General features: G+C 44.5%; 12 protein-coding genes. 1 reads left to right on the top strand and 11 read right to left on the bottom strand.

What is annotated here, in order from left to right; translation table 11 throughout:
• The first annotated feature begins 155 nt into the window (after nt 1-155).
• On the top strand, nt 156-2,978 hold the full coding sequence (locus MLE17_RS08535; protein WP_243348359.1) for an NPCBM/NEW2 domain-containing protein: 2,823 nt from the start codon (nt 156-158) through the stop codon (nt 2,976-2,978).
• A 168-nt stretch (nt 2,979-3,146) separates the two neighbouring features.
• Here MLE17_RS08535 and MLE17_RS08530 read toward each other — a convergent pair whose 3' ends face one another.
• From MLE17_RS08530 to MLE17_RS08480, 11 genes are all read right to left on the bottom strand, one after another.
• The gene (locus MLE17_RS08530) at nt 3,147-6,803 is read right to left on the bottom strand and encodes a LamG-like jellyroll fold domain-containing protein (protein ID WP_243348358.1); all 3,657 of its coding nucleotides are present in this window, start codon (nt 6,801-6,803) and stop codon (nt 3,147-3,149) included.
• Nucleotides 6,804-7,132: 329 nt separating this feature from the next.
• A complete protein-coding gene (locus tag MLE17_RS08525) occupies nt 7,133-7,732 on the bottom strand; it encodes an imm11 family protein (protein WP_243348357.1) in 600 nt (199 codons plus the stop codon).
• Between the two features lie 102 nt (nt 7,733-7,834).
• Nucleotides 7,835-8,311, bottom strand: a complete 477-nt coding sequence (locus MLE17_RS08520; protein ID WP_243348356.1) for a hypothetical protein — start codon at nt 8,309-8,311, stop codon at nt 7,835-7,837.
• Between the two features lie 107 nt (nt 8,312-8,418).
• Nucleotides 8,419-8,691, bottom strand: coding sequence for a RhuM family protein (gene rhuM / locus MLE17_RS08515; protein WP_243348355.1), 273 nt, complete (start codon nt 8,689-8,691; stop codon nt 8,419-8,421).
• Nucleotides 8,692-8,959: 268 nt separating this feature from the next.
• Entirely contained in the window at nt 8,960-11,332 is a 2,373-nt protein-coding gene (locus MLE17_RS08510) for a TIM-barrel domain-containing protein (protein ID WP_243348354.1), read from the bottom strand.
• 432 nt (nt 11,333-11,764) lie between these two features.
• Nucleotides 11,765-15,751, bottom strand: a complete 3,987-nt coding sequence (locus MLE17_RS08505; protein WP_243348353.1) for a hybrid sensor histidine kinase/response regulator transcription factor — start codon at nt 15,749-15,751, stop codon at nt 11,765-11,767.
• Nucleotides 15,752-15,981: 230 nt separating this feature from the next.
• Nucleotides 15,982-16,143 (bottom strand): T9SS type A sorting domain-containing protein, encoded by a 162-nt coding sequence (locus MLE17_RS08500; protein WP_243348421.1) that lies wholly within the window; start codon nt 16,141-16,143, stop codon nt 15,982-15,984.
• Nucleotides 16,144-16,189: 46 nt separating this feature from the next.
• Complete coding sequence (locus tag MLE17_RS08495) at nt 16,190-16,369, bottom strand: hypothetical protein (protein ID WP_243348352.1); 180 nt, start codon at nt 16,367-16,369, stop codon at nt 16,190-16,192.
• Nucleotides 16,370-17,123: 754 nt separating this feature from the next.
• A complete protein-coding gene (locus tag MLE17_RS08490) occupies nt 17,124-20,372 on the bottom strand; it encodes an alpha-mannosidase (protein ID WP_243348351.1) in 3,249 nt (1,082 codons plus the stop codon).
• A gap of 22 nt (nt 20,373-20,394) precedes the next feature.
• A complete protein-coding gene (locus tag MLE17_RS08485) occupies nt 20,395-21,549 on the bottom strand; it encodes an MFS transporter (RefSeq protein WP_243348350.1) in 1,155 nt (384 codons plus the stop codon).
• 83 nt (nt 21,550-21,632) lie between these two features.
• Complete coding sequence (locus MLE17_RS08480) at nt 21,633-22,814, bottom strand: glycoside hydrolase family 76 protein (RefSeq protein ID WP_243348349.1); 1,182 nt, start codon at nt 22,812-22,814, stop codon at nt 21,633-21,635.
• Between the last annotated feature and the right edge of the window lie 50 nt (nt 22,815-22,864).

Raw genomic sequence — 22,864 nt, 5'->3', positions numbered from 1 at the left:
GTAAATGACTGAAATACGCCACCTGATTAGGATGTATAATCAGTACGTTTGTAAGAATCCTTTTGAACGCAGAACTGGTCTCTGAGCCAAAGTGGCAATAAACACGTTTAACCGGTTCTCAGTAGTATATTTTTCTGTCTTAATCACATAATACCATGAAGAAAAATCTTACCTTTTGCCTTCTCTTATTTTCAATGCTAATCAATGCCCAGACGGGCAAAGAGCTGAAGTTTCAAACCTGGGCACTCAAACCTCCAATGGGATGGAACAGTTGGGATTGTTATGGCCCCTCCGTCGTAGAGTCGGAAGTAAAAGCCAATGCCGATTACATGGCCACCAACCTGAAACAGTACGGTTGGGAATATGTAATCGTGGACATCCGCTGGTATGTCGATAACCAGACTACCGGAACCTACAATGCCTATGCTAATTCCACATTTGTCTATGACCAGTATGGCCGTTACATGCCGTCGCCAACACGTTTCCCATCGGCAGCCAATGGCGCAGGATTCAAACCGCTGGCTGATTACATTCACAGCAAAGGTCTTAAATTCGGGATTCACATCATGCGTGGTGTGCCGAAGATTGCCGTAACCAATAATCTGCCGATTAAGGACGGTAATGGAAAAACAGCAGCCAATATCTATACCACAGCCGACCAGTGTACCTGGTTGCAGGACAACTACACCGTGCTGGCTGCCAATGCAGGGGCACAGGAGTATTACAACTCCTTATTCGAACTGTATGCTTCTTGGGGCGTGGATTTTGTAAAGGTGGATGACCTTTCCCGCCCTTACCACACCGATGAAATCAACATGATACGCAAAGCCATTAACCGTACAGGACGACCTATCGTACTGAGTATGTCTCCCGGAGAAACTCCTGTCGAACAATATGACCATGTACGTACGCATGCCAATATGTGGCGCACCGTGGATGATTTCTGGGACAACTGGAGCCAGTTGAATTACCAGTTTAATGTGTGCAACAGATGGGCTCCTTACATCGCACCCGGAACATGGCCCGATGCTGATATGCTTCCGTTGGGGAAATTTATACGCGGAGAACGTGCCACCAATCGCTATACGAATTTTACCCAGGATGAGCAATATACTCTGATGACCCTATGGACTATTTTCAAATCACCATTGATGTTCGGCGGTAACCTGCCTGACAATACTGCATTTACCAAAGCCCTGATTACGAACGATGAGGTACTGGCCATGCATAAGTCATCTGTGAATAACCAACAGTGGTTTAACGCCAATGACCAGGTGGCCTGGACTGCTGATGACCCGAATAACGGCGATAAATTCGTTGCCCTGTTCAACAACGGTGGGGACGGATTTATCAGTACCAAAAACCTGCTTTACCGAAGCGGAACTATTTCACGACTGACCGACAACTATGGTGTAAATATTGATATTCCGCTGCCCCAGGGAACCACTCAACTTTTTCTGATTGTAAATGATGGCGGGGACGGCTATTCCAATGACCACGCCGATTGGGTAAATCCGACCCTCTACAAAGATAACGGCGATTCGCTCAAGCTGACTGACATGACCTGGGAATATGCAACAGCCGGCTGGGGTACCGTAACTAAAAACAAAAGTATTTCCGGTGGAACATTAACAGTCAAAGGTGTTTCTTTTGCCAATGGAATTGGAACCCACTCCAAATCGGCCATCTTCTTCCCGATACCGACCGGTTACACCCGATTCAAAGCCTTTGCCGGATTGGATAAAGGAGGTACTGACCAGACCGGTGGCGCAACCGTGGAATTTGCCGTTGCCAACCAGGACCCTACTGTGCGTAACGTGGATGTGAATAAAGCGATAGCGAATTCAGGGAGAATCAGCCGCACCAACCAGCGTGCCGGTAAAACCATTTCAGCCGATATTACCGGAGCGACCAAACTTTACCTGGTGGTAACCGATGCAGGGGATAACTACAATTACGACCACGCCGACTGGATTAATCCTACAATATACAAGCCCAACGGAGACTCGTTAAAACTAACCACGTTGACTCCGGTCAGTGCAACCAGCGGTTGGGATATGGTGCATACCAACAAGAGTCTCAATGGCAATACGCTTACGGTAAATGGAAAAACATACACTAATGGATACGGGGTTAACGCTTATTCGACCATCCAGTTTAGTCTTCCTGCCGGATACACGACCTTTAAATCTTTCTGCGGATTTGATGACGAGGTGCTTTCTGCAGCCAATGGTGTTTCGGTTGAATTTATGGCCTTCACGCAAGACCCGGCAAATACTTCCGTGGCATCCATGCCGGTCGATTTGAATCAGCTCGGTTTTACAGGAAATTGCCTGATTCGGGATATGTGGGCCAGGAAAGATAGCGGCACATTCTCGGGAACACAGTTTGTCCCTGCGGTTAATAATCACGGAGCTAAACTTTATCGCATTTCAGCACTGAATCGCTCATACGAAACCGGTGTTAGCCTGAATGTAGCTTCGGCTCAGGTGCACCAGGGGGATACTGTTCTGCTGAATCTTTCAGTTCAAAAAACAGGTAGTGCAACCGCTATACCGACTGGCTCATTTGTCGTCTATCATAACGATACGGTAGTTGGCGTTTTGCCGGTTGATAATAGCGGAAAGGCAACTTATACCGCCTGTTCATTGGGCCTTGGCACACACTCCTTCACTGCAAAATATAGTGGAAATGCTATCTATGCACCGCAAACTTCCAACAGCATTTCCATCGAAGTAAAGAATATTTCTTCGGCGGTAACCAAAGTCGAAACTTCTAACCTGAAGGTAGTCCGGAATGAGAACCGCAGTTATCTGACTGGTTTAAATCCCGGTGATGAAGTTACACTGTTCAATACACAGGGACAACTATTGAGCTACACGAAAGCGCAAACCGACACCATGCCCATCCGGCAAACCGGAGTGGTCATCATTAAAGTAAAGTCCGGTAATCAGGTCATTATCATCAAAACACTGTAAACAGAGACTTTCAAAAATATAAACCGGCTTGATAAACGCTTTAGTTTTTCAAGCCGGTTTTTTATTGGATAATGAGGGTGCCCCCACCTGTTTCCATAAAAAAACCGGATATAAACCTTCCCAGTTTATATCCGGCTATACATACATCAAAATATATCTGTTTCTACCCTATCTGATAATTTTCTTAGATACTGAAAATTCATCAGAGGTAACTTTTACAAGATAGATACCTTTAGGCAGAGGAGCTTCAATTACATTCCTGTTATATCCGCTTTCACCCGAATAGCTCCTTTTCACCAGCAGTTTTCCCTGCATATCGTAAACGGCAATCTGCACATCGGATTCTTTATCCAGTTCAAACTCTGAAACAATATCATTATCCACTGCATAAATCCGTTGATTCTGCTGTTTCACCACATTCACTGCGGAAACCGTTGACAGATCATACATTTCCCAGTTGTCAATGTACCCGGCTTGTCCGGTAAGGCCATAGTTATTGAAGAAAATACCCTGTGTTGATCCGAGTGTAGCTCCTGTAGTAAACTGGAAGTCCACAGTCTGCCAACCGGACTGTGCGCTAATTGATTTGGTATAGTCAGCCGATGAACCGCTCCATCCGTAAATACCAAACTGGAATGTACCTCCGATGATATACACTTTTGCCCTGACTTCATATTTGGTATTCGCTTTCAATACACCGGTCAGCACTTTATCCAACGATCCGCCATTGGTCCCCCATACTTTTCCGCTTCGGCTACCACCGTACACATACAAAGTATCGGTATTGATGATGTGATTGCCCCAGCCTCCGAAATTTGAGATACTATTCAAATAGGTATCGCCGATCAGGTTGGTTGCATTCGCGTAGAGAGGAGTAAATGAGTCAATATTGCGAGTTGCCAGTATCCGTACATTCGTTGAAACCGAGCCATTGTTTAGGGTTACAAATCCTGTTGAATTCGCTTTGCCATCATAGGTAACAGTGACAACAGAATCAACCGCAGTATTAGGCAGACTAGACGCTGAAAGGGTAATACCGGCCGGTGCCGTCAACGAAATCGCACCACCGGAAAGGTTTGCACCTGTTACTTTAAAACTTCCCGTAGGATTCAGTTCATCGAGTGAAAGATAAGGCACTGATGTCATTACAGCTGGCGGAACTTCGTACATTTCCCAGTTATCAATGTATCCGCTTCCGGAATTAAAGTAAACACTTGGGCTTGCGCCCAAAGTAGTGCCGGTAGTAAAGGTAAAGTCAACATTCTGCCATGCACCCGGAGTAGTCACTTCCTTGTAAATATCAGCAGCAGAGCCATTCCATCCGGAAACCCCTATTCCCACAGGATTCTTGTTGGTTCCTAATCCGGCATCATCCACGATCATCGCTTTGGCAATCTTCACAGCATTAATCAGCCCTTGTAACTGGGCATCATGTCCTCCCAGGTTTTCAATTTCAGAACGATAATTGATACCGTAAGGCCAGAAGTGGGTTCCATCACTTGAAATATTGGCACTCGGATCATTGTTGATTTGTTTCAGGAGATTATTGGCTACAGTACCATTCCAGGCTCCACTAACCACATGACTTTTCCAGGTAGCATTGGTTCCCGAACCGAAATAGTGATCCATTTCGTGAATCGTGGTGCCCACCCACATATAACTGGTGCTTGCACCAAAGCCGATACTACCGTAATTGCTGGCCTGAGCTGTCGGAATTCCGGCATTATAATAGACATAAATATTTGCACTCAATGGAGTGTATTTGTTGAACAGGGCACAAGCGCTATCCAACGCTGTTTTGATAAGGGCGTATTCTGTCGGGTGAGCAACCTGATCGACATCCAATGTATAGGTAACGCTTCCGGGATTGCATTTATACACTTTCGCTTTTACGCGATAAGTCGTATTGGGTTTCATGACTCCGGTCAGGTATTTAATGATACTACCCGAATTGGTCACCTTTCCGCTGCTGACTCCACTGTAAGAAAATGCAGGATCTGTATTAAGACTTGTAGTTCCCGTACTGGTAAAATTAGTCAGGCTGGTCATTAATGGATCGGGAATCAGGTTGGTTGCATTGGGATAAAGTGGAGTATAACTGCTGTTGCTATAGCTTTTCACAGTAATGTTCTTAGAATAAGAGCCACTAGTTAATGCAATATTCCCGTTTACAGAAGTGGTTCCATCGTAGGTAACATGAACCGTTACACCGGATACATTAGCCGCCAGAGAGGTTTGATCCAGCGTTACTCCTGCCGGAGCTGTCAGGGTAATGGGTTGTGTAAGATTCACCCCGGTTACCGTAAATGAAGAGCTGACAATATATTTATCCAAAGCTATGGAAGCCGTAGAAGTTGAAATTCCTGGGATAGCATACAACTCCCAGTTGTCAATATAACCGGTAAGACCGGTCGAACTACCGCAGTTATTGAAAAATACCATACCGGTGGTAGAAGCCGCACCGGTGGTGAAGGTTGCATCAAAGTCTGTCCACACGCCATTCGTATTGGGAACGGCGATATTATAATCACCACTTGCCCCTCCTACATTGGCATTCTGAATTCCCATGTTGAATGAGCCGTCCAGGGTTTTTACCTTAGCATGTATGCGGTAGGTAGCGTTGGGAATCCAGGTAAAGCTTTTTGTATCAACCGAACCACTACAGGTCGCTGTTCCCGAAATCTTAACACAGTGACTTCCGCAATAGACATCGGAGCCGGTTACCAGGCTTACACTCCCCCACGAACCGGGAATCGAATTCATATACGGATCGGTAATCAGATTCGGAATAGTGGTATAAAGCGGGGTGAAGCAAGAGCTGTTGACAGATGCTTTTACCGGGATATTCCACACTGTACTGCCACTGGTCAGTGTGATGTTGCCATCCACAGCTGTGGAGCCATCATAGGTTACGGTTACCGTCGCATTCGAAGCATTGGAGGCCAGGGTAGCCGGGCTTACCGTAATACCCGTTGGCGCCGTAATCGTAATGCTGTTTGTCAGATTGGAACCGGTTACGGCAAATGATCCTGATTTATAGGTTTCATCAAATGAAAATGAAGATACCGATGCATCAATTGATGTGGACGCTTCCGCTCCTTTCTGGTATAAGAAGAGAACCTCATCGGAAGATAGTGCTTTATTATAGAGGCTGTATTTATTGACATACCCTTTCCAGGTTGGGTCACTGGTATATCCGCTTTTGCAAAGGAAGGCATTAGCAGTACTTACTGCCGACAGTTTGTTGGTACTGCTTAATGTGGCTGTGCCTACACTTACACCATCCACGTACATCGTGATATTCGTCGCAGTTATGACACAGACCAACTGGTGCAACAAGCCATCATCAATTGCACCGGCTGCACGGTTAATACCCGTTTCGGCTGTCCAGGGCGAAGTGGTATTTCCTGTTGAGATAGCCAAACGACAATTGCTTCCATTGGAGGGCGAAGAGAAAATGTAATTTGTACCCATCCAACCGGAAACGTTTGCATCTCCGAAATAGGTCAACATCGTATTGCCTGTATTTTGTCCGGAGGAAGATTTAAACCACACTTCGGTTGTCAAAGCGGTATAAGCATTCACGCCAAGAGCCGATCCTGTAAAAGACAGATATCCTCCGGATGTAGTATTTAATGCCTTGTTGCTGATTGTTGCCGTGCCCTGCAAAGTTCCATCTGCCATACCGACATTATCTTTGGCTGTGCCATCATCAAACGTCCATTGATGAGTCAGGTTGGTTGTTCCGGGATCGGTTTGTGCATGAGAATTCGTATTGCAAAACAGAATTCCTGCAACAAGTAATGAAAAGTAGATTTTTTTCATAGTGTAAATTCGGGTTAGTGTAATCCACTGGTTATAAATGACTATTCCTTAAGCCAAAAGTTATCATTCAAAAAAGCGCCAGTAGTATAAGTTGCAAACTTATAAAAAAGCATTTCCTCCAATAGAGAAAATTCATTCAAATATCTAATGTAAATCGGTCAATCTGATCTATATACGGGATAGTTCGGGGCGAAGAGTGAAGAGAATATTCTGGGGGATTGAATTATAGTTTCGTTAGTCGTAGCTTGGGTAGCCAATATTTGGCGATACAACCAAACTACGGTAGTGCAGCCTATCGGCAACAGTAAGGGCGTTCCATAGTTATGATATCACACTACTATCACTTTTTCAAAGCTCACACCTTTAATTCTTTCTTTTTGTATCGCCTTTTTTAAATCATCACTAACATATAACTCAGGTGTAATTTTCCAGAAATCATGTGCCTGTGGCTTGTGAAAGACAGCTAATTTATCAATCTTAATTGATGAGAAATGCGGTACAATTATTCTATCAGTTCCAGTAATATATTTAGTTTTATTCTCGTCAATTACATCAAGTTTTCTCTCAAATCGAGGTATAAAGTAGACTCGTTGTTCATCATTTCCATTAATTCTCACTTTTATCCAATCAAGACCTTCCAGCCCTGATAAATTTCTTGAGAATATCTCTTTTAACCTCTCAGAAAACAATGGCCAGGCAAGACTATTCGGCTGATAATCCAACCATATATTTTGTAAATCGGCCAAGTAAGTTGATTTCATTAAACCAGTCTTGCCTGATGAAAGTTTAAATAACTCAAGTTCAAATGGTAACTCATCACTTTGATCAATTTGTTGAATTAATTCATGAGCTAAAGGGGTTTCCTCTGGAGCATATGCACTTGCTATACTCGGCGTTTCTTTTATACTAAATAAAAAATAGTTCTTCATTAGGTTATTTGTTTGTAAGTTGTTATGCTACCCCCTCCTCCATTAGCCGTGATCTGGTAACCAGTAGCTTGGCGAAGAGTCTCGCTCGGTTCGACAAAAGCATCACCTCATTTTCTCTACTCTAAACTTTAATGTATCAATCAATACATCAAAAGATCGAGCTTCTCCTGAAGTAGTAACGCCATCATTGCTCCATGGGTAGTAAATTGAATCGTTCTTAATGATAAATACCCTTTGTAATATAGCCCAGGACATTTTTGCCGTCTTTTTACAAGAGGTTATAACAAAGTAAGGATCCCTGATTATGCCTCCTTTTGACTTAATACGACAGGTACAATTTTGATCTACGTTATAACACTCAACAAAAGGCGGCATATAAGTTACCCTTTTCCCATTTATAATTTTAGGTGGTTCTTTATAGCCATAGACCTCTTTGAACTTCTTTCTTACATCTGAGGGTAATTCCTGATAGGTTATTTCTTTATAATCATCATTCTTTACGGAACAACTTAACATTAAAGTTAAGCAGAATAAGGAGCTGATAAAAAGAACATCAAACTTATTTAGTTTTATTTCCATATTTATTTTTCCAGGTTATCACTGTTCCCTGCTATTTTTTCAGTCTTTTAATCTCTTCTTCGAGCTCCTTCAGGTCTTTGCGATCAGCCTGTTGGGCATCATAGGCTTTACGATTGGAATCTGATTCCCCGCTTGCTTAGTACACGGAATCCAATGGCCAGTATCATATCAAGCGAGTAAAAGATTACATAGTATTGTTTGCCATCTGCGGCAGTTGTTAAGTAATTCCTTACAACTGAATTATCCTCCAACTCACTCTCTGACAAGATATTGGCAATGCATTGCTCTATATACTGTTTGGAGGTATCAAAAAGTTCGGTTAACTGGTTCTGATTTATCCACACAGTGTCGTCTTTGGCAAACAGAACGCATTCAGCCAACCGTTTCAACAGCTATAACTATACTTTAATGGTCTGAAGTCCAAAGATAATGATTATAGCGATATGCAAACGGCCTCAGACACATTTGCCTGAAGCCGTTTATCTATGAATTGCTGTACTATACTTCGTTTTGCAAAACAGAGCTTTGCTTGTAGCTATGATATAGCGAAACGCTATACCAAACTGCCTAACGACCAAACTTCGGTTATCGCAGGCTACGGATACGGGGGGACTTTCTCTTCAGTCTGGTTATTCAGATCAGAGTTTATCAAAACTTCACGTTCAGAGACTTTCCGTTATACGCCACCGTTTTACCAGCTTTGCCAGGAACATCACCACATCCGTTGGCTTTTCCGACCATCACAATATTGAATTTGCGGGATGTCATCATGCCCTTGAATTTTCCTTTGCGATCATTGATTGAAAGAGTTTTGCTTTGGTCATTCCACTTGAAAGTAATGGTGGAGTAAGCGCCTTTCTCGTAGTTGTAATTATCAGTTTCATCTTCGTACAGGGTAAACTCGCCATCAGCACCCGGATAAACGCGGATTTCGAGGTTGTCCCACTTTTTCTCCTGAGCATATTGCACTTTCGGGCCCCAAGGCAAGATAGAACCTGCTTTCATGTAAAGGGGCATAATATCAATCGGAGCCGCTTTACTCACCTCTTGTCCGCCAGTAAGTTTCTCACCTGTCCAGAAGTCAAACCATTCAGCTCCTTTGGGCAGATAGACCGTTTTTGATTTTACCTGAGAATAATCTTCCACACCTTTGCCATCCTGCTTGCTCACATACATCGGTTCGGTGACAGGAGCGACCAGAATAGAACGGCCAAACATGTATTCCCCCGTCATGTCATACACCTTTTTATCGTTGGCAAAGTCCATAAACAGGGCACGCATGATGGTTTCCGAACGATTGCTTACGCCCCACGCCGTAGAGTACAGGTAAGGCAACAGACTGTAACGAAGGTTGATGTATTTTTCAATCGCATCAAAGTCACGGTCTCCATGTTTTCCGAAATTGAAGATTTCACGGGGAGCATCGGTACCATGCGAACGCATCATTGGGGTGAATGCACCGAACTGTATCCAGCGCAAATAGAGTTCCCGGTATGCATTATTTTTCAGAGCATTAGAGCCCTGGTAATTCCACAGGAAGAATCCGCCGATATCGGCATTCCAGTAGGGATTACCGCTTAACGAGAAGTTCAGGGCCGCCGGTATCTGCTTCTGAAGCGTTTCCCAGCTGGCACCGATATCTCCAGACCAGGTATTGGCTCCATAACGCTGTTGCCCGGCAAAAGCCGAACGGGTCAGGATGCACACCCGCTTATCGGAGGTGGTTGCACGCTGGTGTTCGTAAACGCCTTTGACATGTTCGAGTGGGAAAGCATTAACCACCGAACGGTATGTACCCAGGTAGGTCGGTTGATCAAAGTCCTTTTCCTTCACATTGATGTGATCGGGCTCTGACGAATCGAGCCACCAGGCATCCGTGCCGTATGAAAAGACACCCTTATTGAGGTAGCTCCAGTAAATATCACGTGCTTCTGGATTGTACGGGTCGTAAGGTTTTGTACCGGAATTTGGCGGCCAGGTATCGAAATCTATCAACATCTTCTTTTGCTCAAACTCTTTGTATTGAGTGGTCAAAGGACCAAATCCTGGCCAGGAGACAATCATCAGATGGGCTTTCAGGTTGTGAATCTTTTCCACCATGGCTTTGGGATCCGGGTATGTCTTTTTGTCAAAGCTCATGGCATTCCACACGCTGTCGCGCCCCCAGTATTGCCAGTCCTGTACAATACCGTCGAGAGGGACTTTCAGATTGCGGTATTTTTCTACTATGCCCACCAGTTCGTCTTGTGTCTTGTAACGCTCTTTGGATTGCCAATAGCCGTAAGTCCATAATGGAAGCATCGGCACCTGACCGGTCAGGTCGCGCATCTGAGCCACCACTCCATCGCCGCTACCGCCGTACATAAAATAGTAATCGGAGCAATCGGCCAACGATTCGAATGAGGTCTCCTGAAGATTGTCTGTAAAAAGAGTAGAAGCATAATTGTCCCAGAAGATACCGTATCCTTTGATCGACTGGAAGAACGGGATGCAGACTCTCGTATTCCCATTCTTCAAGACATTCTGTTGTCCACGCTGGTTGAGCCTGTTATTTTGCTGCTGTCCGAGACCATAGATAGGCTCGTCCTTATCCAGCAAAAATGCCTGACGTGCGGTATAGGTATTTTTCTGCACATCGACCGTCGGGGTGAATTGAGTACCGTAGTCTTTTTCGGTCAGCAATGGATTTCCTTTTAAATCGAGGTAACTGACCCTACCGGTTTTCAGGTTAACATCTACTTCCAGTTTGTCACTCTTCATAGCCACTACGTCTCCCTGCTGTGTGGTGGTAAACCGGGTATCCTGCGGTTTCTTTACCACAGATAGACTCTCTTTCCTGTAAACGAAACCTTCGGGGGCTTTCAATACCCGCACGATGGAAGGGCTGTAAAATTGCACCTCAACATCCATCGACTGAAGCCGGGTTTTAATACCCTGTGCTGTTTTTTGGTAGTTCTGCGCTGACACCGGTATAACCAGAATGGTACCGAGCAACGCAACAATCACACTTTTCCTTTTCATTTGTGATTAGAATTAAAGATTTGATTTTAAAACAAATAATGAGACAAAAGTATGGAGTACCGGCGTAGCGGATATGATTATCTGGTTGTTTATTGATGTATGATTTGTTGTTTTGGGGATTAAATGGGTCTGGGAATATTATAACCCAGGCAGGCGTAATGTCAATAATCAATTACTTTTGAATAAATAACCTCGTGCTACTTTACAAATTAATGAGCCAATATTCGCACTGTCATCCCGTGCCTGACACGGGATCTCAAAATCGAAGACCGGTTATTAATCAGATTTTTCTGGTTGAGAGATCCCGCATCAAGTGCGGGATGACAACACTATCTTTTCTGCAAAACTCATTATACCTGACTTTCAGAACGAAGAAATATTTCCAGACATCAATATTTAAAAACTCGTCAGCTTTTATTCATCACCCTCATATCACTTTTTCCGGTTATTCTGAATATACTGCGATGGAGTCACACCAAACGCCTCTTTGAAGTAGTTTGAGAAATAGCGTTGCGTATTAAATCCGACCATATCCGCAACCTCGCTCACCGAAAGCTGCCCCTGAGCGAGCAACTGAGCCGCACGCTTCAAGCGGATAGAACGGATAAATTCAGACGGGGCAAGTCCGGTTATGCTTTGCAATTTCTTGTACAGTACCGTACGGTCCATTCCCATCTCCTCGCTAAACTGCTGAACCGAATATTCGGGATTGTCCATATTGCGCTCGATGCAGGACAATGCTTTTTCTACCAGCTTTTCATCCAAAGAAGTGATGGTGATCTCTTTCGGATTGACCTCTATTTTACGAGAAAATTGCTGCTGTCGGTTCTGTTGTTGTTCGATAAGCTTATTGATACGCAGGTGAAGAATATCGAGGTTAAAAGGCTTGGGCAAATACTCGTCAGCACCCGAACGGTAACCTTCCAGTTTGTGTTCGTCAGAAGTCCGTGCCGTCAGCAATATAACCGGGATGTGCGATGTTTGCAGGTCTGACTTGAGTTGCCGGCACAGTTCCAAACCATCCATGCCCGGCATCATCACATCACTAATCACCAGGTCGGGCAATGATTCGCAAGCTATTGACTTACCGGCAATACCATCGGGAGCTTCCAACACCTCATAACTTTTGGACAATTCACTCACCAGGAAGTGGCGTAATTCCGAATTATCTTCCACCACCAGCAGCTTGTATTTTTGGTCTGAATGAATAGACATCTCAGTGGCATTCGGCTGCTCTATGACTTCTTCGAATAGGATTTGCTCGTCCGTCGTTTCCGGGATCAAACTGGTCGGAATTCTCAGCGTGAAAGTGGTACCTCTCCCCTGCTGACTTTCTACATTGATTTGCCCGGAATGCAACCCGACATACTCTTTGACCAGATGCAGCCCAATGCCACTCCCCTGCTCCGTTCCATTTGCCTGATAGAAACGGTCAAAAATTCGGGCCAATTCGTCCTGCGGAATACCTCTTCCGGTATCATTGACCCGAATTTCCAGATACTCTTTTCCCTCTTCTTTCAGAGAGTTCAGTTGTACTGATATTTGCCCCGTTTCCGGGGTAAATTTAAAGGCATTGGAGAGTAAATTATTCAGAATACGATACAGTTTCTCCCGGTCAAAATAGCAATAAAGCTCATCCAGTTCACTTTTCACATTAAATACGATGCGCTTTTCCTGAGCCAGACGGCTAAATAGCTCCTCAAACTGACTAACGAAATCGACAATGTTGCCATAAGTGAGATTGAGCTTCTCCCCGCTTACCTCCAACCGACGGAAATCCAATAACTGGTTGACCAGATTCTGTAAATCACGGGCATGGCGGTAAAGGCTTCGAATGCGGGGTTCCACGGGTGTACCTTTGGCCTCCTTCAACCACGACTCCAATGGCGTAATAATCAATGTCAACGGTGTTCGGAATTCATGGCTGATGTTGGTAAAGAAATTAAACTTCATCCGATTCAACTGCTCGTCATTGCGACGAGCCATCCGCTGATGAGTCAGTTGCTGATAGTATTTTAGCAAAATGAAGAGTGACGCTGCAATCAATATCAGATAGATAAAATATGCCAACGGGGTTTTCCAAAACGGAGCTTTTATCTCAACTATGATTTCAGAATAACCCGCCGTCCATACCTTGCTGTTGTTGGCAGATTTCACCTGAAAACGATAGGTCCCGGGCGAAAGATTGGTATAAGTAGCCACACCTGTTCCAGTTGAGGAAGTGACCTCCCGCCAGTTCTCGTCAACGCCTTCCAGACGGTAGCGGAAGTAGGTCTGTGTGGGATTTACATAGTTCAATGCAGAGAACTCCAGGCTGATAAAGTTCTGGTTGTGGTTCAATACAATACGCTCTGTTGTGGTTATCGAACGGGACAGGATCATATTACCATCATAGGCAACACCCGGCTTTACCCTATCGCCGAACAACCGTAATCCGGTAAATAACGGCTGTGGAAGACGACTGAATTGCGCAACAGGTTTATTCAGCAATATCGAATTGAATCCGTTCAACCCACCCAACAGCAATAACCCATGTGAACTCAGCCAGGTAGCCGTGGTGGTAAATTCATTGCCCAGCACACCGTCGTAGATATTATAGTTGTAAAATGAAAACTTCAAATCGTTTTTATTTTCCATGACCCTGATAGATGAAACCCCTTCAGCGGTAGTAACCCATATTCTACCCTGATGATCTTCCTGAATTCCTTTGACACAATTATTCACCAACCCGTCATCGGTGTAAAGCGTATAAACCCGGTCAGAAGCCGGAATCCAGACGTATAGCCCATCCTGACTGCCGATCCACACCCGGCCATAACGGTCTCTGCATATGCAGTTGAACTGTTGATTGCCATTCTTTAGCAGTTCATTCAGATGTATGCTGAATTTTTTAGAGCGGAGATCATAGATGATCAACCCAGCATTCCCCCGAAAAAGCAACCGGTTATTATCAATGAGCAATAGCTGGGAAATATAACTCCGATGACTTAGGTTAACCGGTAAGGGAATACGTCGAACTGTTCCGGTTAAAGGATTGAAAAAGCCCAACCCATCATTAGTCGCAGCATAAACCCGACCTGATACCGTGCAAATCTGACGGATAGGAACCGGGGGAACAAAATGTCTGAGACCTGTTTTATCGAAGCAATATACTCCTCTGTTTTCCGTACACAAGCATGTACGGTTCTGGCTATCGGTAGTCATCGAGATACATGCTGCATCTGCGGGAACATCAGAAACGACATCTAACCGGCCGGACTCCTGCTTATAATAAAACAAACCGTGTGTAGTTCCTACCATTACGCCCCGGTTATCATTTCCGGAAAAACAGGTTACTTCCAGTCCCTTTATACCGGAAGGAAAGGCGGATAGGCCAATATTGCGGAACTTAAAGCGGTCGGGGTGATAATAAAGCAGTCCACGGTTAAAAGTACCTATCCACAATCCCCCCTGAGAGTCGTGAAATTGGGTGCTTGCCACGGAATTAATCACAGAGCCATCGGCCAATCTGAAGTCCGGTATAAGCGTTTTATTCTGTAAAGTATTGTCGATATACCACAAGCCATTGTTACTTCCAACCCACAAATTCCCCTGTTTATCTTTGGTGAGCGTATTCATACCGTCATTCGTATTCAGAATAACCTTCCAGGTTTTAAGCTTCACGTTAAACTGGTGTAAAATCGCTCCTTTAGCCCCATTCCTCAACTGGTATATCATGTCTTTTGAACGAACCAGCATTAACGTCCGGTCATATTGTGTCTGGTCATTTTCCGGAAATACACTCATTTGGTATAATTTCTTTCCCGATTTAAGGTTGCAACATACCACTTGACCATGTTGGTAAAAGAAAAAGACCCGCCCACCGGAAACAGCTAAATCATATAGTTCATCTCTGGCACCGGATAAAAACGATACATTTTTCACGAACAAACGGGTTTTGTTGGTCCGGCTATTTCTGTAAATCATATTATCGGAAGCCGTCCGAAACCAATCGTTTTGATCATCATCCATAAAAAAGTCGGCCAGAGGCTCCCTGATACGCATCGATGCCAGGACACTATCCGGACGCGACACGAAATGTTCCTGACTGACATCCATCAACATCAGTTGCCCCCGGTTTTTCATCCAGATATAATCACGATCCACATAACCATGATGAAACCCTTTGTATTCTGTCAGTGGTAAAATACTTGTTCCTTTAAGATGGACATGCTTAAAAATAGTCCCATCGTAAATATTCATTATACCTTCTGTCATTATCGCCATTCGGCCATCCGACAGTTGAAGGATATTACGGATTCTATTTTCGGATAATCCGTTTTTGGTATCAATCGGAGTAAAAACAAGATGGAGTTGAGCAAATAATGAAACACAAGAGCTTATGACCAGGACAAATATGATATTGAGGTATTTAAACATGGTACCGGATATTTTTTGCAGATTGGCTTATTCCACTTTTACTCAACAAATATAAAGATAGATAGTGGATAATTGTCTGATCTGTTTTCAACAAATTCTGTCAATGAGAAACAAAACCGTAAGCAGGTTATATTCATCTGATATGACAGATAGGGATTATCTCCGGCCGGAAACTACAAAAAAGGGCATCCCGAAGGACACCCTTTCAATCAACATAAAAACAAAACAACCTATTTCACAACTTTGGCATAACTTGTTTGTCCGGCTACAGTAAGGCGAACCAGGTAGATACCCGCCGGATATTCAGCTTTGATGATCTTATTATTTACGCCTGCATTACAGGTAAAAACTTCGTTGGATAGCAACGCTCCCTGAATATTATAAACGTAAATGCGGGATGAAGCCTCTGTAGCAGATTCAAATTCGGCAATGATCTGGTTATTGGGTAGCCCCGCTCATTAGAGTACCGTTCATTCCGCCAACGTTATCATTGGCCGTTCCATCGTCAAATGTCCATTGATGTTTCAGATTGGCTGTCCCCGGATTGGTTTGAGCCAGAGTTCTTACGCTTATGTCCAGAATCATCAACAGGCACGCGACAAGGTAGGATTTTTTCATAGCAACAATTAATTTAAAGGTGAATGATATGAATCAATATAAATACAGGATGAAGAACATCTTGTATTCTTTTTTTATGACTAATTCTCCTTTTAGTGTAATAACCAACGCTTTACACTTAAAGCTAACGTTGCAAAAGTAGATGTCAATTGAGTACTTTGTAATCAAATCCTAACCAATTAAGGACACTCTCGTGTCAAAAACAGGCAACACATACTCTATATCCGAAAGAATTGTATTCGCCTGATTACATTACATAATAATAATTTTTCCAGGCATCTCCTCAGGTGAATAGAAGATCGGCGTAGCCAATTAGAAGCATTTTTTTTAGCCACGAAACGTAGTTCGACGAAGTCAATCCACGAATAAGAATGTGTCTTTTCTTTTTTCAGTAATGAAAAAAGATTCGTGAAGCTACGATTTTCATTATGTCTGATTAAAGTGGGTTATAAGCTGTGTTTTAATTCGTGCATTGACTTCGTCGAACTACGTTTCGTGGCTAAAATCATTTCGATAAGTTGATCCTAAATTATTTCACGAAATCTTTTAGATAAATTCTTTCCCTAAAAGAGGATAGAATAGACCCACACAAAACGTTATAGAGCCGAAAAAACAGAGGACACTCCCTTGTAAGAGTGCCCTCCGTTTTTTAAAGAAAGAGTTATCGGCAGTTTGATTCACTAATTTATTATACAATCATTTTCACTACCAAAACAGACAAACCGTCCGATAACCTTTCATGAATATATACCCCCTATTTCTCCCTAAGTTTGAATTCCGGATGACCGGCAAAATCATCGTACAACGGTTGCAGCGGCGTCACATTCCCGATAGCCGGAGCAGCCAGCGTTACAGCCATCAGTTTTATTCTATTGTTTACCGGCAAAACCAGCTCTTTCGCCCCTGCCGGAATTTCAACCTCATATTTATAGAGGTAACAATATTGATAAGCCTCGTTTGAAGACGGATAGGCATTATGCACATGCGATGCATACCAGGCAATATTATCCCTTTTGGTAAAAGGCTTTTGCATCTCAACCACCGAATTGCGGTCACGGCTCAATACCCGGTTGTAGAACTGTCCGACATAACCGGTCCACTCCTGAATATCCAATGGTTTTACCTGGCCGTCAATCAGAAAATCGCCTTTTGTATCTTCGGTAGCAGCGGCGAGCAAATAGATCCGGGTATAATTGCCCTGCGGCAGTTGTATCTTCTGACCGTTACAGGAGACAGCATTATTCTGACCGTCATTTTTCCCTCCCAATACAAACCGGATATCTTCACTTTGAACGCTCTCCGGCAATAACTCTCCCGGCAAAGTCTGCTTATAGACAAAATCGCCATCGTCACGATTACCGTCAAAGCTTACCACATCGGCATCATAAGGCAAATCAACCGATTGTTGATTCATCCCGTTTTTCTGTACAGCCTGCCCCTCAAGCTGAACGGCGAAACTGCGAATCGTATAATGACTCAGATCAAACGTAAGCTTGCCATCGTGAACCGTGGCATTGCCTGTCTTTTGTTCCTGACCGTTCACCTCATAGGCATTGATTATTTTTCCCGGAAGAGATAGTCTGACAGACTTCTGATCCTCTCCGGCTAGTTCATTCACCCTGACCAGATAATAATCGCCCTGTTCCATTTTCTTACAGGCCATCACTCCTACCTTCGGATTATCTATTGAAATCATGGAGAATGTTTTTCCCTGAACCCCGGCATGTTTCGGAGATTCGAAAGCGATAAGAGGCTGATTGAAAAACTTGGCCTGCCATGCCGGACCTGCATCCTGCCAGCCACCTTCATGGCCATAGATGGCGTATTTCACATCATGAATTCCCCAATCCTGGGTGCTCTGGTACATGTATGCCCCGTTAAAGGCTTTTGCCCCGGGCGTATAAAGCAGTGTCAGGCGCAATGTGTTATCGTTGGGCTTGTCGGCTCCATATTTGCAATCTTCCAGGATCGAGACACCATACCGGCCCGATTTATCAGTCAGGTCCATCCACTCTTTAAACGGCACTTCAAACATTTTCTCGTTATTATTACCGCGGGCAATGGTACCGACACCGAGATTATAGGTCGCTTTCTCATTGTTCACCGCCAATGGGAAAGAGGCCTTAAGACTGACCTCGCGGGATTGCCAGTCTATTTTATTCGATACCTCCAGGCGTTTACCGGCTTCACTGGCAGAAAGGCTGAACAGCTGCACGATCTCTGAATTTCTGCCTTTCCGTTTGACCTGAAGAGTTACCCGAACCGGACCATTTTCAACTACGGTCAGTTCGGCATCTTTATCCATAAAGTCCACAGGCGCTTTCTTCCGGTCCGCCCAATCCATATTCCAGGCCGGCCATTCCACTGGACGCTCTTGCTGAAACTCCAGACGGGCCGGTGCGGAAAGCAGCTCCTTATTCGCTTTCTTGTCCCTGATACTCAGTATATCTCCGTTAGTTGCAAATTCTACTTTGTAGTAACTGTTTTCCAAAGTACGGTTAGTCGCAGAAAGGAGACTCTTTCCGGTTCTTGCCGCGGCCACTTCACGGACATCATACACGGCCATCCCTACCGGGGGCACCTGTGCCAGAAATAACAGGGTCAACTTATTTCCTGCACGCGAAATCACCTGGGACGACACTTCCAGTCCGTTGTGATCAAACACAGCAACATGAGCGGGCATCGCCGGATATTCAAGCTCTGCGGTTACAACATCTTCCCGCGAATGTGCGACAGGGTTATATATCACAACTGCTTTTCCTGCTGTCAAAGTATTCATACTGCCGGCAATGGCGCTTACTCCGTGCTTAAGGATTTCTGCAAAACCGTTGGAGGCGACAAACTCATCGTTCCAGGCATATTCATACGCTTTGGGAATACTGGTTCCAGGCAAAATATCATGAAACTGGCTACCCAGGACAAGATCCCAGGCACTATTGATCTTTTGAAGGGGATATTCAGCCGCTTTCATCCAATCGGCCATAACCGAAACCTGTTCAGCCGACTGTGCCAAAAGCTCGTTCTTACGGTTAGCCCGCTTCATATAAGCCTGCGAAGTCATGGAACCGGCACTGTGCTCTATCAACAAAAGATCACCGGAATAGGTTGGAAGTGCTTTTCTGATTTCCGGAGTAATATCTTTAAACATCTGATCGGACGATGTGAGCAACACCTTGAAATTACTGTCCCGATTATTCAGGCTTTTCTCTGCATGTTTGACATCGTTTTCACGCGGGGAACCGCCCTGGTCTCCTACTCCGTAGTAACGAAAATCAAACGCATATCCTGTTTTTTTGAAATTATCATCCAGGCGGCTGATCCACCCCGGATTTTTATCCAGACGCTCCTCCACCCGGCCAGTATAGTTGCTGGCATTCAAAGCAGCCACTACACCTTTACCATCCGGACCATTCCACACGCCCACATTGAAAGGAACTCCCGCGGCAGAATGCCAGGTCAGTTTCTGTGTGGAAAAGCCCAACAATCCGCAATGATGAAATACCGTTGGCAAATTGTACAGGAAGCCGAAACAGTCCGGTAACATATAATCTGCACTCTCTTTGGCAAACTCCCTGCGGAAGAAGTTATTCCCGTATAAAATCTGACGGATCAATGATTCGGAGGATGAGATGTTAACCTCTCCTTCATCGACCGACGATCCGGAAACGTGCCAACGGCCTTTGTGGACATAATCCACCACCTTTTTGAATTGCTCCGGATAGTATTCCTTCATCATATTGTAGCGGCGCGAGCCGGTGAAGTTGAATACATAATCGGGGTACTTCTCAAAAAGACGGAAGTTTTCCTCCATGGTATTCCGGATACATTGATTGATCGTGAATGGATAATCCCAGTTCCACTCCGAATCCAGATGGGCATATCCTATCGTATATAGCAGGCGATCTTTGGCAATATCGTATTTTTCAGGCTTCTGAGGAGCCTGTGCAGTAGCCAGTTGAATCGTTGTCATACCCAGTGCTATTAAAGAAAAGAGTAGTTTCATTGTATTCTTAATTTATATAAGCCTAAAGCTTGGGTTTAACGGCAAATGAGCAGAACAACAAATAAATCGCGCTTAACAAAATAACCGTAACCGAGCCCACCTGCGAGCAAACGGCATCCGACGCAACGCCCATGATAAACGGGATCACCGCCCCGCCAAATACTCCGGTAATCATCAGTCCCGATATTTCATTGCCTTTATCGGGATGCAACTGGATCGCCATCGCGAAAATAATGGAAAAGACGTTTGCAATCGAAAAACCGATAATAGCCAATAAGGCAAAAACCGCGACCTGTCCGGACGCAAAAAGAAGAGCAGCCAATGCAATCACAGCAACCACGGTGGTGATCTTAAAGAAACGGGCAGCTGAATAGCGTGCCAGCAATATAGCGCCGATAAATGCACCTGCGGTACGGAAGGCAAAGTACATGCTTGTTCCGTATCCGGCGTCAATGGTATTCATTCCGCATCGTTCCATCAGAATCTTGGGCGCAGCGGTATTAATACCGACATCAACGCCTACCACAAAGACAATTCCCAGAAAAAGCAGCAGGAGTGTCTTGTCTTTCAGTATGCCAAACACACTGCCAAACGAACTTGCGGTATTGACTGAAATCTCTTCATGAATAGAGGTTGTCAGCAACCAGATCGTAGAAACCAACGTGATCAGGGCATAGATCGGAAAGATATATTGCCAGTTGCCTAACCGTGAAGCTGCAAAAGCGGCAATAAACGGTCCGCTGAAGGAAGAGATTGCTTTCACGAATTGTCCGGCAGTCAGGCTGCTGGTCAGCTTATCCCCTTTCACCACATTGGTCAGCAGGGGATTTAATGACACCTGCAATATGGTATTGGCAATTCCCAGCAATACAAATGCGGCCAGCGATGTGGCAAAGGTGTAACTCAACAGGGGAATCAGCATCGCCACCATCGTAACCGCATTACTCAGCAACACGGTGCGCTTGCGCCCGATCTTGTTCATCAACATGCCGGTGGGGACGGAAAAGAGAAGAAACATGGAAAAAAGCGCCACCGGTATCATGTTGGACAAGGTGTCACTCAATCCGAAATCGGCTTTTACGTGCGTAGAGGTAATCCCTACTACATCACAAAAGCCCATAATAAAGAACCCGAACAGCACGGGTAGAATTGTCAATGTGGATGTTTGTTGCTTCATTTCGTTTAAGGTATGTTTATTGGAATATAGTGTTAATCCAATGTATTACTCAATGGAAGATGCCTTTATCATGCCTGCTCATTTCAGAGTTTAATCCCCGCCAATGAGCCATACATCTCCACCATGGCAGCCTGTGTAAGCAGCCACTTTTCTTTTTCAGTTCGCTTCAGACTCCAGTCGCCGTAAAAAAGTCCGTCCGCGTCGCGTGCATTATCCCAGGCATAGTCCAGGTTATCCTGATACACATTCAGGTATTCCGGATTACGATCTACGCTGTACAATTCGACAAAGCCACGCAACATAACCGCGACAAACCAGGCATTCCGGTCAATGAAAAGACGATGTTCTTTCCCGTCTTTTCCCTGAAACGGTTCGGCAAAATAGTTGATGGAAGCTTTCGCAACCGACTTTGCCTCTTCGAGATAGCTTTTATCTTTGGTGATCTTGTACAGCAAAACGGCTGCCTGCAACATTTGCCCGCTATTGTAGGCAAACTTGGCCTTTCCGATTTTCCCATCCAATGATTTATTGTCAAAGTAAAGCTGGTCGGTCGGATCCTGTAGATTGCTTTTCGTCCATTCATACAGCGATTTACCTTCCGTGAAATACTTTTTATTATGCGTAATCCGGTAAAGTTTTAATGCCAGCACCGCACCGGGTGCATTGGAACAGGTGTTTTTGGATTGTTTTTTTTGCTCGCACCAATAAACGCCTCCACCCAGCTTATCATCAGTTCCACTTTCAATAAAACGCCAGATCACCTGCGCTTGTTTCAAATAAATCTTATCGTGAGTAGAATGATACAACTCCGCAAAATCAATACCCAGCCACACATTATCATCATAGAAACGATCCGAAAATCCAGCCTCAGCGAGATAAGACTGATAACAGGCGGGAGTACGTTTTGAATCATAATACATCTTCAGACCGGGAAGATAGCGTTCTTTACACACCGGCAGATATTCCTTTTCACTGGCTTTCATCAGAGCATTAAGCGCTGAAAAGGTTCCGGAGAAAGGCCACAGGTATGCAGCCTTCTTTTGCGGTGTCTTGTCTTCCCCGGCCAGATAACCGGCCTTATAATCCGCGACAAACGGATAGTTCTCGCGAAGCAACGGGCTATTCCCTACGTCATAGAATCTGTAGATTCGTTCCATCGTCTCTTTTGCCCGTTGCAGGTTGCGGTTTTCGGAATGAATAATCCCCGGGGATATGCCAATCAACAGGATCAGGCACAATCCCCTCAACAATGCTTTTCTGTTCATCAACTATTTACCTATTGGAATATTTCATACATCATTATTATTTTTGTTTT

Origin of the sequence: Parabacteroides sp. FAFU027 (genome assembly GCF_022808675.1) — a bacterium.
GTDB lineage: Bacteria > Bacteroidota > Bacteroidia > Bacteroidales > UBA7332 > CAXXIC01.
Note: the sequence above shows the minus strand (reverse complement) of the source record. Positions and strands in the feature narration are given on the sequence as shown.